Annotated in this window: 10 protein-coding genes and 1 pseudogene; 10 read left to right on the forward strand and 1 reads right to left on the reverse strand. The window is 63.4% G+C overall.

What is annotated here, in order from left to right:
* Positions 1-54: 54 nt before the first annotated feature.
* From cax to HAP40_RS11560, 5 genes are all read left to right on the forward strand, one after another.
* Entirely contained in the window at positions 55-1,155 is a 1,101-nt protein-coding gene (cax, locus tag HAP40_RS11540) for a calcium/proton exchanger (RefSeq protein ID WP_166817684.1), read from the forward strand.
* 379 nt (positions 1,156-1,534) lie between these two features.
* Positions 1,535-3,124: a hypothetical protein gene (locus HAP40_RS11545; protein WP_166817683.1), complete on the forward strand. Its 1,590-nt coding sequence runs from the start codon at positions 1,535-1,537 to the stop codon at positions 3,122-3,124.
* Between the two features lie 125 nt (positions 3,125-3,249).
* A complete protein-coding gene (locus HAP40_RS11550; protein ID WP_246741122.1) occupies positions 3,250-4,233 on the forward strand; it encodes a TAXI family TRAP transporter solute-binding subunit in 984 nt (327 codons plus the stop codon).
* The gene (locus HAP40_RS11555) at positions 4,230-4,859 is read left to right on the forward strand and encodes a hypothetical protein (protein WP_246741121.1); all 630 of its coding nucleotides are present in this window, start codon (positions 4,230-4,232) and stop codon (positions 4,857-4,859) included. The genes HAP40_RS11550 and HAP40_RS11555 overlap by 4 nt, the downstream gene beginning before the upstream one ends.
* Before the next feature lie 45 nt (positions 4,860-4,904).
* Positions 4,905-5,501, forward strand: a complete 597-nt coding sequence (locus HAP40_RS11560; RefSeq protein ID WP_166817682.1) for a DsrE family protein — start codon at positions 4,905-4,907, stop codon at positions 5,499-5,501.
* A 136-nt stretch (positions 5,502-5,637) separates the two neighbouring features.
* Here HAP40_RS11560 and HAP40_RS11565 read toward each other — a convergent pair whose 3' ends face one another.
* Positions 5,638-6,381 (reverse strand): SDR family NAD(P)-dependent oxidoreductase, encoded by a 744-nt coding sequence (locus HAP40_RS11565; RefSeq protein ID WP_166817681.1) that lies wholly within the window; start codon positions 6,379-6,381, stop codon positions 5,638-5,640.
* Positions 6,382-6,526: 145 nt separating this feature from the next.
* Between HAP40_RS11565 and HAP40_RS11570 the strand changes: the two genes are divergently transcribed.
* The 5 genes and pseudogenes from HAP40_RS11570 to HAP40_RS11590 all read left to right on the forward strand — a co-directional run bounded on the left by HAP40_RS11570 (position 6,527) and on the right by HAP40_RS11590 (position 12,675).
* A complete protein-coding gene (locus tag HAP40_RS11570; RefSeq protein WP_166817680.1) occupies positions 6,527-7,297 on the forward strand; it encodes a methyltransferase domain-containing protein in 771 nt (256 codons plus the stop codon).
* 207 nt (positions 7,298-7,504) lie between these two features.
* Positions 7,505-8,506 (forward strand): DctP family TRAP transporter solute-binding subunit, encoded by a 1,002-nt coding sequence (locus HAP40_RS11575; RefSeq protein ID WP_166817679.1) that lies wholly within the window; start codon positions 7,505-7,507, stop codon positions 8,504-8,506.
* A 353-nt stretch (positions 8,507-8,859) separates the two neighbouring features.
* A pseudogene (locus tag HAP40_RS11580) lies at positions 8,860-9,090 on the forward strand (TRAP transporter small permease); the annotation flags it as partial.
* Positions 9,091-9,396: 306 nt separating this feature from the next.
* Complete coding sequence (locus HAP40_RS11585; protein ID WP_414645397.1) at positions 9,397-10,638, forward strand: TRAP transporter large permease; 1,242 nt, start codon at positions 9,397-9,399, stop codon at positions 10,636-10,638.
* A 123-nt stretch (positions 10,639-10,761) separates the two neighbouring features.
* A complete protein-coding gene (locus HAP40_RS11590; protein ID WP_166817677.1) occupies positions 10,762-12,675 on the forward strand; it encodes an alkyl/aryl-sulfatase in 1,914 nt (637 codons plus the stop codon).
* Positions 12,676-12,728: the final 53 nt, after the last annotated feature.

A 12,728-nucleotide genomic window follows, 5' to 3' on the forward strand; every position in this document is an offset into this window, starting at 1 on the left:
CCCTGCCAACGCGCCGGACCCTTCCATCAGTGCATCGATGGAAAGGCAGGCCGCATGCAGACTCTGTTCAGGGACATCCGGAATACCCCCTTGCTCTGGATGCTGGTCTTCGTACCCATCGTGCTGGTGGGCGAGGCGATGGTGCCGCATTCCCACACGCTCCTGTTCGTGCTGGCCGTGCTTGCCATCGTGCCGCTGGCGGCCCTGCTCAGCCACGCCACCGAGGCGGTCGCCGCGAAGACCGGCGATGCCGTGGGCGGCCTGCTCAATGCCACGCTCGGCAATCTGACGGAGTTAATCATCGCCATCACGGCGCTGCGGGCGGGCCAGTACATGCTGGTGAAGGCTTCGATCGCGGGCGCGATCGTCACCAATGCGGTGTTCATGCTCGGGGCCTGCCTGCTCCTCGGCGGTCTGCGCTACCACGTGCAGGAGTACAATCGCGCCGGCGCGCGGCTTTCGTCCGGCCTGTTGCTGATGGCAACCGTCGCCCTGCTTGCGCCGTCGGCGGTCGCCGATCTCGATCATCTGCCCCAGGACGGGACCGTCATTCACAAGCTCAGCGTCGGCATTTCAGTGCTGCTCATCGTTGCCTACGCGCTGGGCCTGGTGTTCTCGCTCCGGACGCACAAGGAGTTGTTTGCAAGCGCCGATCATGGCGATGGCGGGGAGGAGCACTGGCCGATCGGAACCGCGGTCGCGACATTGCTGGTCGTCACCGTGCTGGTGGCGCTGGTGAGCGAGATCTTCGTGGAATCGGTCCAGAAGGCGGCGGAAACCTTCGGGATGAGCCCCGCTTTTGTCGGCTTCATCGTCGTCTCGCTCGTCGGCGCCGCCGCCGAATTCGCGGTTGCCTTTGCCGCGGCGCGCAAGAACCGGCTCGACATGAGCGTCAGCATTGCGCTCGGCAGCGCCTCGCAGATCGCGCTGTTCGTTGCGCCTGCGCTGGTGCTGCTCAGCTATGTCGTGGGGCCGAAGCCGATGGACCTGCAGTTCTGGCCGGGCGCCGTCACAATGGTGATGATCGCAACGGTCACGTCGGCCTTCATCACCGCGAGCGGCCGCTCGGCATGGTTCGTTGGCGCGCTGATGATCTTCATCTACGCGATCTTTGCACTGACGCTGTATGTCATCCCGCCGGCGGAGCAGGGATGACGTTCGCACGGCTGAAGGGATGCGGCTCGCGTTAGCAGAGGATGGCGGCAGGCCGTGCTCTCGGTCTCAGGCCGTGCTCTCGGTCTGTCGATGGAACGGTCGACGTCGCAAGACGGCGCGGCGTTCGAGGGGCAGTTCCGTCCGGACGGATCGGGATGACGCCGATGATTGAGTGCCCGTGGTGCTGCAAAGCATGATTTAATTTGACTTTGTAGATGGTTAAAATTATGTTTTTTCTATATTAAATAAACTATTTAATTTGGGGCGCTCATAGCGCCAACCTTATTCGATCTATGCGTGTTCTCGTCGAGTATTGAAATCATGCGAACAGGCTGGGCCATCAGTTTCATCGGGGGGGTTGTCGAAAAAGGCGTGATACATGCGCCGACCCATTGAGACTGCACCGAAGAACGGACAAGACATCTGGCTGCAAGATGCGACAGGTGCCGTTGAGGTGGGCCACTGGTCACCAGAGGCGGACAAATGGGTCTGGCAGGACGGCTCTCCAATCAACGGTGCGCCCACCCATTGGTACCTCGCAGCCGAGGATGCCGATCCAGAGGATGAACGATCGGGCGGTTCATTCGTGGCGGCTGCAATTCTGATCCCCGGCATCCTCGTTGGGGCTTCCCTGCTCGGTGTGTTCGGGCCGTTCGAGGCGCGACCCTTTCCGGAAACGACGCGCGTCGGCGTCCAGAACGTCCTTCTCGATCAGCCGTCGGTCATGATCGGATCGCCAGTACCTCTTCGGCGCGACGGCACCGAATCCTTGACGGAGGAGGAAGCAGCCAGCTTGGTACGAGCCAGGCAGTGGCTGGACGAAGACACTCCGCGCAGCGTGGCACTCGCCAATGAGCTGGCCGCGGCGCACAGAGAGCGTGACGAGGCGGTCCAGCGTACGCACACGGCGGAACTCGCCGTGGAGGAGGCGCGGAAATCTCTGCAACAGGAGCAGGCCCGCAGCGTCGAGCTTGCGAACGACCTTGCCGGAGCCCGCGGCGAGATCGACAACCGTATCGCACAATCGCGCAAGGTGGACGATGTAGCCGCGCAGCAGCGAGATGCGGCAGCGGGGGAGATCGCAGAACTTCAGCGGTCTCTGCAGCAAGAGCAACAAAGGAACGCCCTCTTCGTGAGGCAGGCGAACGCCGCGCAGGCCGCATCCGAGAGCGCCGAGCAACAACGCCGCGAGGCACAATCACGTGCCGCCGCGCTCGCGAGCGAGCTCGCCGGAAGACCGCGCGGATCGGAAGCTGCGGCCGCGGATCAGATCGAGGCGGCGGAGCGGGAGATCGCGGAGCTGCGGCAATCCTTGCAGAATGCGCGGCAGAAGAACGCCGATCTCGTCGCCGAGACCAAGGCAGCGCAAGCCGCGGCGACCAATGCCGAACGACAACGCCACGCTCTCGAAGGAGTCCAGGCAAATGCGGCCGCGCTCGCGAAGCAGCTTGCCGAAGCGCGCCGCGAGGCCGAGACCCGGAACGAGCGATTGCGTGAGGCGAACGATGCGGCCTCGCAGCAGAGAGAAGCGGCGAACCGGGAGATCGTCGAATTGCGGCAGTCGCTGCAACGGGAACGGAACGAAGCTCGGGAGCGCGCCCTCGCATCGGCGTGGAGCCTTGCCGGCGTCCGCCTCCTGATGGAGCAAACAAACCGAGGCCCGAACCTGCCCACGCCGCCGCCATCAGCAAACCAGATCGAGGCGGAGGCGCGATTGATCCCGCGCGCCAGGGCGTTGCTCGATCAGGGAAATATTGGAGCTGCGCGCATAGTACTCGAGCTCGCGTCCGAGAAGGACATCGCGCAGGCAAGCTTCATGCTCGCGGAGACATATGATCCCACCGTTCTGTCCGCATGGGGGACCTATGGAACGCGCGGCGAAGAAGCCAAGGCGCGGGAGCTCTACGCCAAGGCGCAAAGGGGCGGAATTCGCGAAGCCAAGGAACGGCTCGATGCGCTGCATCGCTGACAACGGGTGTCTGGCCGTCCCAAGGGTTGCGCAAGGATTGCGCTGGCTGTCCAGAAAGGGATGACATGAACAAGGCGCCAAAGTCACTCTCGTCGCTGCTGCTCGCCGGCCTGGTGCCGGTCGCGATGCTGCTTCAGACCGCTTGCCTGGAAGCCCAAACCCCGAGGAATGCCAAAGCCGATACGGGGGGCGTCCGACAGCCTCTCCCGCAGGAGCGCGAAAAGAACCGGATGAACGCCTGGACGGTCGGGCTCGCCGGCGGCCTGCTCGAGGGCGCGCCGATCCGCCTCGCCGCGGAGATGGCCCGCGTCGTGGACGACGGAGCAGATCTGCATCTCCTGCCCATCGTCACGCGGGGGGCCACCGACAACCTGAATGCGCTGCTCTATTTGCGGGGGGTCGATACCGCGATCATCAATTCCGATGCGCTTGAAGAGTACAAGATCCAGGTTCCGCAGATCCAAAGTCGGATCACCTATTTGCTGAATCTCTTTCCGTCCGAGCTGCACATTTTCGTGCGGCCCGAGATCACAAGCCTGCAGGACCTTGCCGGCAAGAAGGTGAACTTCAACACCCAGGGCACCGCAGCCGCCTATTCAGGACCGCTGATCCTGAGCCGTCTTGGTATCGATGTCGAAAAGACGTTCATTCCGCATCAGCTTGCCCTGGAACAGATGCGCAAAGGCGAGATGTCGGCCGTCGTATTCATCACGTCGAAGCCCGTCGACGCCTTTGTACGCGGCCGCTGGGAAGCTGGATTCAAGTTTCTCCCGGTTCAGTACGACAGAAGGTTCGAGGACTATTATCTGCCCGCGACCCTGGACTCCAAAGAGTATCCCAATCTCATCAAGCAAGGTGAGCGGGTCTCGACCATCGCGGTGCCAACGGCTCTCGTCTCGTTCAATTGGCCGCCGCGTTCGAATCGCTACCAGCGCGTGGCGCGCCTTGTCGACTACCTGTTCGCGCGGATTGACCGGCTGCAGGCGCCAGGCTTTGATCCGAAGTGGCAGTCGATCAACCTGGCCGCGACCGTCCCCGGGCTCGCCCGCTTCCAGGCCGCCCAGGAATGGCTGGATCACAAGGCGCGCAGCGCGCAGGCGCGGCCATGAGGGCTGCGGCTCCTCCCCTTGCCGTCGTCTTCAATGTCGCCTGCGGAATCGCCTACGCGCAAAGCACGAATGATCCCATGGAAACGCTTCGGGCTTGTTCGGCGATGAAGGGATCGGCCCGGCTGGAATGTCTGCAAGGTCTGTCGCATAAGATTCCACCGCCCAGTGGGCGAGTGGCAGGTGATAGCTGGATCGTCAGCGAAACGACCTCGCCAGTGGATTATCTGCCGGTCGTCGTCGCCATCGTCTTTTCTGTCGGCAGTTCGGATGGCGCTGCAATGCAACTCGCGATCCACTGCCGCAAAGGTCGCACGGAAGTCGTCGTTGCAGGACCGACGGTGACACGCAGTGCCAACGAATATGCCATCTCCTTTCGGCTCAATGCCGAGCCGCCGCGGCAACTCGTGGCGGCTTCGCCATCGTTCGGCTCCGGGGTGGCATTCGGCGGCGACGTCGTGCCGTTGCTGACCTCGCTACCCGACGATGGTCACATCGTCGTTCGTCTTTCCAGCCGTACTGGCGCGGTGCAGGAGGGGCAATTCCCGCTCGGCGGGTTCAAGAACGTGCGCGAAAAAGTGGGGGCTGCATGCAAATGGCCACATGCCGTCGCCAGACCGGAAAGGTGATGGTCAGGGATAGGGAGACACGAGATGATCAATCGGAAGTCGGCGATGGCAGTCATAAGCGGCGTGGCGATGCTGATTCTGGTCGCACCAAACGCGCTGGCGCAGCAGGGCAACCAATTGTTCCCGCAGGCGAGCGAGAAGAGCCAGGCGAGCGACCAGAAGAATTCGGGTCGCCAGACGCAGGCGAACAAGTCGGCGCAGAAACGCACGAGCAAGCAGGACCTTGCGAGCAGGGCGGCAATGGCTCAGGCGACGAGCCCCGGGATCGCCAAGAAGCCGCATCAGCTGATACTGCAGGTCAATTCCAACGAGCCGGCGATGATGAACCTCGCACTCAACAACGCGACCAACGTCGCCCAATATTACCGCGACCTCGGCGAGCCGGTGTCGATCGAGGTCGTCACCTTTGGCCCCGGCCTTCACATGCTGCGCGAAGACACGTCGCCGGTGAAGCCGCGCATCGAGATGCTGGCGATGAGCAACCCCGAAATTTCCTTCAAGGCCTGCGGCAACACCCAGGACAACATGCGCAAGGCAGAGAACAAGGACATCAACCTGATCGCACAGGCGACGGTGGTTAAGTCCGGTGTCGTCCGCGTCATGGAGCTGCAGGAACAGGGCTGGAGCTACGTCAAACCGTGAGGCCCGCGGCAAGGCGGCCGCGGGATGCCTCTGTCAGACCATGTCGAGCCCGTAAGCAAAACGCCCGACGTCATGCCCGTCCGGCAAGCCGCACGAGCATGCGCTTCGTGGGGCCGCCCGGATCCGCAGGCGCCCCCTAAAACTGATACCGCCGCAAGCCCCCGTCCACCGGGATCACCGTGCCCGTGATGTAGCGCGCCACCGGGGACGCCAGGAACACGGCGAGGGCCGCGAGGTCTTCCGGCTCGCCCCAATAGCCGACCGGGATTTCCTCTTCCGCGAAGCGCTCGCGATAATCCGGCGGGTAGTTGCGGCGAATCTGCTCGCTCATGATGCGGCCGGGCGGGATGCAGTTGATGGTGATGCCGTGCTCGCCGATCTCGCGCGACAGGCCCTTGGCCCAGGCGTGCACCGCGGCTTTCGCGGCGAAGGCGGCGTTGAGGCCTTCCGGCTCGGACTTGCCGGTGATGTTGACGATGCGGCCCCATTTGCGCTCGATCATCTGCGGCAGCAGGGCATGGGCGATGCGGCGATAGCTGGTGAAGTTGAGCGCGATCGCCTCGTCCCACTTGCTGTCGGGCGCATCGACGGGGAGGGGACGGCTGCCGCCGGCATTGTTGACGAGGATATCGACATGGCCGAGCTCCTTCATCGCGAAGGCCGCGATCTTCTCGGCGGCCTCCTCGGCCATCACGTCCTGCTCGAACGGCGTGATCAATCCGCCACCGACTTCCTTCACCAACTCGGCAAGCAGATTGGTGCGCCGCGCCACGCCGACGACGCGCACGCCTTCGGCAGCCAGCCCTCTGGCGATGGCACGGCCGATGCCGATGCTCGCGCCGGTGACGACAGCAGTTTTCGATTTGAGCCCGAGGTCCATGGTCGCACGCTCTCTTGTTTGCTTTTTTGCTTGTTGCGGTTCGCTTCCTGCCCTGTCCCTGCCCAGGATGAATTGCTCGGCGGGGACGAGCAGTGGTAACCAAGAGCCTCAGTGAAGGAAACACGAAAAAGAAAAGGCGCGAGCGATGGTTTGGGATCCGCAGCAATATCTGAAGTTCTCCGGCCACCGCCTGCGGCCTGCCGTCGACCTGTTGATGCGAATTCCGGATTTCGCGCCGCGCGCGATCGCGGATCTCGGGGCGGGCGCCGGAAATGTGACGAAACTGATCAAGGAGCGCTGGCCCGATGCAAGCGTGACCGGCGTCGAGGGCTCGGCCGAGATGGTCGCGGCAGGCCGCAAGGCCGCGCCCGACGTGGAATGGTCACATGAAGACCTCGGCCATTGGCGTCCCGCAAAGCGGTATGACTTGATCTATTCCAATGCCGCACTGCACTGGCTGCCCAATCATGCGGCACTGTTCCCGTCGGTCATGAAGGAGGTGACGCCTGGCGGCATGCTCGCGGTGCAGATGCCGCGCAACTTCACCGCGCCCTCGCATGTGTTGATCGGCGAGACGGCCCTGGACGGTCCCTGGCGATCCAAGGTCGAGCACCTCGTCACCCCGCCGCCGGTCGAGGGGCCGGCCTTCTATCACGAGCTTCTTTCGCCGCTGTCACAAAACATCGACATCTGGGAGACCGAATATCTGCAGGTGCTCGAAGGCGAGAACCCCGTGAAGGAATGGACCAAGGGGACCTGGCTGACGCGCTATCTCGATGTCCTGCAGGGTGACGAGAAGGCCGCGTTCGAAGCGGCCTATGGGGCGCGCGTCGCAAGGTCCTATCCGAAGAATGCCGCGGGGCAGACCCTGTTCCCGTTCCGGCGCCTCTTCATGGTCGCTCAGCGCAAAGGCTGATGGCCCTGCCGCAATGCGATATGAGCGCTATTCCCTTGGACGAGCGCGGTGCCGGGTTGCGCATCCGGCGGTCGTCAAGCTAGCTTGGCTGCGGCAAGTTGGGCTTAGGTCTAGTTGTTCGGGTGGTGGCTAGCAGCCAATACAGACTGCGAGACTGGACGGCAAAACAAAAATAACCCGGTTTAGAGGTTGTTGGGAGGTTACTTCATGCGCAAGCTGCTGCTTCTTGCGGTTGCCGCTACGGCTGTTCTCATCGCTCCTGTCGCCCAAGCCCAGAGTCCGATCGTCATCAAATTCAGCCATGTCGTGGCGAACGACACCCCGAAGGGCAAGGGCGCGCTGAAGTTCAAGGAACTCGCCGAGAAGTACACCGACGGCAAGGTCAAGGTCGAAGTCTACCCGAACTCCACGCTCTACAAGGACAAGGAGGAGATCGAGGCGCTCCAGCTCGGCTCGGTGCACATGCTGGCGCCCTCGACTGCGAAATTCGCGCCGCTCGGCATCAAGGAGTTCGAGGCCCTCGACTTGCCCTGGCTGTTCAAGGACGACCAGACCTATTCCAACGCGATGAAGGGCACCGTCGGCAAATGGCTGTTCCAGAAGCTCGAGGCCAAGGGCATCACCGGGCTCGCTTATTGGGACAACGGCTTCCACATGCTCTCGGCCAACCGCGCCCTGGTGAAGCCGACCGATTTCCAGGGCCTGAAATTCCGCATCTCCGGATCGAAGGTCGCGGACCAGTATTTCCGGCTGCTCGGGACGATCCCGCAAATCATGGCGTTCTCCGAGGTCTACCAGGCGCTTCAAACCGGCGTCGTCGACGGTTGCGAGAACACGCCGTCCAATTATCTGACGCAGAAGTTCTACGAGGTGCAGAAGGACATCACCGTGTCCTATCACGCGCATCTGCAATATGCTGTCATCGTCAACGCGAAGTTCTGGTCGGGCCTGCCGCCCGACATCCGCACCCAGCTCGACAAGGCGATGGCGGACGCGACCGACTACACCAACTCGATCGCGCGCCAGGAGAACGAGGACGCGCTGGCCGAGATCAAGAAGACAGGCAAGACCACGCTGCATTACCTCACCGACGCCGATCGCAAGGCGTGGCAGGAGGCGATGCAGCCGACCTACAAATGGGCGAAGGGCCGGGTCGGGCAGGAGGTGCTCGATCTCGTCGCCAAGGAACTCGACGTCAAGATGAACTGACGGCCGCGCCTTACTGAGAACAATAACGACGGTCGGGAGTGATCGCACTCCCGGCCGTTTCGCTCTTGAATGGACGAGCCAATGCTGGGGGGACGAAGTTGCTGCGTGCGCTGAACCGGGTGCTCAATCATCTCGAGGAATGGCTGATTGCGACGATGATCGCGGCGGCGACCTCGCTGATCTTTGTCGCGGTGCTGCACCGTTACGGTGCAGGCCTTTCCATCGACATCGCCAAATGGGCGGAAGCCCGCAATCTGGCCTTCCTCGCCGTGCCCGCGCGGGCGGCGTTCGTCTGGCTCGCCGCGCTCGACCTGTCCTGGGCGCAGGAGCTCTGCATCTACATGTTCATCTGGATGGCGAAGTTCGGCGCGGCCTACGGCGTGCGCACCGGCATCCATGTCGGCGTCGACGTGCTCGTCAACATCCTGCCGGGCGGATCGCGCCGCCGCGTCATCACGTTCGGACTGCTGTGCGGCGCGTTGTTCACCGCCATCGTCGGCTATTTCGGGGCGGCGTTCGTCAGCCAGATGTGGCAGACCGGCCAGCAGTCCAACGACCTCGAAGCGCCGATGTGGATGGTGTATCTCACCATCCCGCTCGGCTCCGCCCTGATGTGCTTCCGCTTCCTGCAGGTGGCCTGGTCGTTCCACCGCACCGGCGAGCTGCCGCATCACGACATGGCCGGCGTCGAAGGCGTCGAGGCGGATCCGGTGCATCCGGCGCCGGTCACGCCCACTCAGGTCGTGCGGGACGAGCGCAGCCCGCTTGGCTGGATCCTGATGCTCCTGCCGGTCCTGATCGTCGCCCTGTGTTTTGCGCATGCCGGCCACGTCATCACGCTGCCGCAAGGCGTGCGCGTCCTCATCGTGTTCGCGCTCCTGCTGTCGTTGATGCTGACGGGCATGCCGATCTCGATCGCGCTCGGTCTGACCGTGCTCAGCTTCATGTTCACGCTGACCGACGTGCGAACGGAATCGGTGGCGCTGAAGCTGTTCACCGGCATCGAGAATTTCGAGATCATGGCGATCCCGTTCTTCATCCTCGCCGGCAACTTCCTGACCCATGGCGGCGTGGCGCGCCGGATGATCACGTTCGCGACCTCGCTGGTCGGCCATTGGTATGGCGGTCTCGCGTTGTCGGGCGTGGTGGCCTGCGCGCTGTTCGCGGCGATCTCCGGCTCCTCGCCGGCGACCGTGGTGGCGATCGGCTCGGTGATTTTGCCGGCAATGGTCGCGCAAGGGTTTCCGAAGCGGTTCGGGGCGGGCGTGATCACGACGTCGGGCTCGCTCGGCATTCTCATTCCGCCGTCGATCCCGATGGTGCTCTACGCCGTCTCCACCAATAGCTCGGTCGGCAAGCTGTTCATCGCCGGCATCGTGCCGGGTCTCGTGTTGGCCACGCTGCTCGGCATGACGACGTTCTATCGCGCCTGGCGCAACGACTATCCGCGGATGCCGAAGGCGACGCTGTACGAGCGCTTCGATGCATTCCGCAAGTCGATCTGGGGCATCCTGCTGATCGTGATCGTGATCGGCGGCATCTATAGCGGCCTGTTCACGCCGACGGAGGCTGCCGCGGTCAGCGCGGTCTACGCCTTCATCGTCGCGGTGTTCATCTACAAGGACCTCAAGCTGCGCGACGTGCCGCGGGTGCTGCTGTCGTCGGCGAATCTTTCGGCGATGCTGCTCTACATCATCACCAACGCCGTGCTGTTCTCGTTCCTGATGACCTATGAGAACGTGCCGCAGGCGCTGGCACAGTGGATGATCGACCAGGGCCTGGGGTGGATCGGCTTCCTGCTGCTCGTCAATCTGCTGCTGCTGCTGGCGGGCAACGTGATGGAGCCGTCCTCCATCATCCTGATCATGGCGCCGATCCTGTTCCCGGTCGCGGTCAAGCTCGGCATCGACCCCATCCATTTCGGTATCCTGATGACGGTCAACATGGAGGTCGGGCTGTGTCATCCGCCCGTCGGCCTCAACCTCTATGTCGCCTCAGGCATCGCCAAGATGGGCATCACCGAGCTCACGGTGGCGGTGTGGCCGTGGCTGCTGACGATGCTGGGATTCTTGGTGGTCGTGACGTACTGGCCGGGCCTGTCGTTGTGGCTGCCGAGGCTACTGGGGATGTAGCCGAAGAAAACGTCGTAGCCCGGATTGCGCTTCCCTTCATCCGGGCTACGCATCCTCCGTTGCCAATGGCCATCGACCGCCGGATGCGGTTAGATGCCGCGCGACAAGCCGGGAGGAAAGAGCATGACAGAACCCAGCAGCAGCGAGCCGAAAGACGCAACACCCTCCGTCATCGCGCAGCATGACGCCATGTTGAACGCGCTGCCGTTCTCCGACACGCGGGATTTCGACGACGCTGCGCGCGGCTTTCTCGGCACGATCGAGAATGCAGAGATCACCAATCCGCAAGGGCGTACGGTCTGGAGCCTGAAGCCCTACGGCTTCCTCTCGGCCGAGGACGCGCCGCCGACCGTCAATCCGAGCCTGTGGCGACAATCGCGCCTCAACATGCATCACGGGCTATTCGAGGTCGTGCCGGGCGTCTATCAGGTGCGCGGGCTCGACATCGCCAACATGACGCTGATTGAGGGTGACAGCGGCGTCATCGTCGTGGACACGCTGACCTCGATCGAGGGCGCGCGGGCCGCACTCGAGCTCTATTTCAGGCATCGCGGACGGAAGCCGGTCGCGGCCGTCATCTTCACCCATACCCATACCGATCATTGGGGCGGCGCGCGCGGCGTGCTGGAGGAGGATGCGCCCATCATCGCGCCGAACCTGTTCATGGAGCATGCCGTCTCCGAGAACATCATCGCGGGACCGGCGATGTTGCGGCGTGCGCAATACCAGTTCGGCCCGCTGCTCGCCAAGGGCGTGCGCGGCCAGGTCGATTGCGGTCTCGGCAAGTCGATGGCGGCAGGATCGGTTGCGCTGCTGCGGCCGACCGATTTGATCATGGCGACCGGCGATACGCGCGTGATCGACGGTGTCGCGTTCGAATTCCAGATGGCGCCGAACAGCGAAGCGCCGGCAGAGATGCACTTCTTCGTCCCGCGCTATCGGCTGTTGAACCTCGCGGAGAACTGCACGCACAATTTCCACAATCTGCTGCCGTTCCGGGGCGCCGACGTGCGCGACGCGCTGGCCTGGTCGAAATACCTGAACGAGGCCCTGCTGCTCTGGGACGGCAAGGCGGAGGCGATGTGCGGCCAGCATCACTGGCCGGTGTGGGGGCGCGAGCGCATAGGCACGATGATCCGGCAGCAACGCGACCTCTACAAGTTCGCGCATGACCAGACCATCCGCCTGATGAACCACGGTCTCACCGCCGCCGAGATCGCCGAGACGATCCAGCTGCCGAAGAGCCTGGAGGCCGCCTGGCACGGCCGCGGCTATTACGGCCACATCCGGCATAATGTGAAGGCGATCTACCAGAAATATCTCGGCTGGTACGATGCCAACCCGGTCAATCTCGATCCGCTGCCGCCGGTGGAGTCAGGCAAGAAGTATGTCGAGTATATGGGCGGCGCGGACGCCATCCTTGAGCGGGCGCGGACGGATTTCGACAAGGGCGAGTTTCGCTTCGTTGCGCAAGCGCTCGGCCATCTCGTCTTCGCCGAGCCGGACAATCAGGCCGCGCGCAAATTGCTGGCGGATACGCTGGAGCAGCTCGGCTATGCCGCGGAGAGCGCGACCTGGCGCAATGCCTATCTGTTCGGTGCGCAGGAATTGCGCCAGGGCATGCCGAAAGTGCCGGCGCGCCCGCCGATGCCGCGCGAGACGCTCGCAGCATTGCGCACCTCCCAGCTCTGGGACGTGCTCGGTATCCGCCTCAATGGTCCGAAGGCGGAAGGCAAGCACATCGTCTTGAACTGGAGCTTCTCCGACACCGGCGAGACCTTTGTGCTCAACCTGGAGAACTCTGCGCTCACCTATAGCGAAGGCGTGCGGGCGGAGGGCGCCGATGCCAGCTTCGCGCTGGCACGGTCGACGCTAGACGAGGTCATCGCGAAGCTGACGAGCTTTCCGGAGGCCGTCGCCGCGGGGAAGGTCAAGATGTCGGGCAACCCGATGAAGCTCGCCGAGCTGATGGGGCTGATGGACGAATTCCCGAGGATGTTCGAGATCGTCGAGCCAAAGCGGGCGGGGGTGGTGTAGGGCGGCGCTTGCTTCTTCCCTTCTCCCCTTGCGGGAGAAGGTGGCGCGCTCTG

It is taken from the genome of Bradyrhizobium sp. 1(2017), from assembly GCF_011602485.2.
Lineage (GTDB): Bacteria > Pseudomonadota > Alphaproteobacteria > Rhizobiales > Xanthobacteraceae > Bradyrhizobium.

Excerpts from the sequence above, each read along its gene's own strand:
- cax (WP_166817684.1), top strand. The coding sequence starts at position 55 with ATGCAGACTCTGTTCAGGGACATCCGGAATACCCCCTTGCTCTGGATG.
- HAP40_RS11545 (WP_166817683.1), top strand. The coding sequence starts at position 1,535 with ATGCGCCGACCCATTGAGACTGCACCGAAGAACGGACAAGACATCTGG.
- HAP40_RS11550 (WP_246741122.1), top strand. The coding sequence starts at position 3,250 with ATGCTGCTTCAGACCGCTTGCCTGGAAGCCCAAACCCCGAGGAATGCC.
- HAP40_RS11555 (WP_246741121.1), top strand. The coding sequence starts at position 4,230 with ATGAGGGCTGCGGCTCCTCCCCTTGCCGTCGTCTTCAATGTCGCCTGC.
- HAP40_RS11560 (WP_166817682.1), top strand. The coding sequence starts at position 4,905 with ATGGCAGTCATAAGCGGCGTGGCGATGCTGATTCTGGTCGCACCAAAC.
- HAP40_RS11565 (WP_166817681.1), bottom strand. The coding sequence starts at position 6,381 with ATGGACCTCGGGCTCAAATCGAAAACTGCTGTCGTCACCGGCGCGAGC.
- HAP40_RS11570 (WP_166817680.1), top strand. The coding sequence starts at position 6,527 with ATGGTTTGGGATCCGCAGCAATATCTGAAGTTCTCCGGCCACCGCCTG.
- HAP40_RS11575 (WP_166817679.1), top strand. The coding sequence starts at position 7,505 with ATGCGCAAGCTGCTGCTTCTTGCGGTTGCCGCTACGGCTGTTCTCATC.
- HAP40_RS11585 (WP_414645397.1), top strand. The coding sequence starts at position 9,397 with ATGCTGACGGGCATGCCGATCTCGATCGCGCTCGGTCTGACCGTGCTC.
- HAP40_RS11590 (WP_166817677.1), top strand. The coding sequence starts at position 10,762 with ATGACAGAACCCAGCAGCAGCGAGCCGAAAGACGCAACACCCTCCGTC.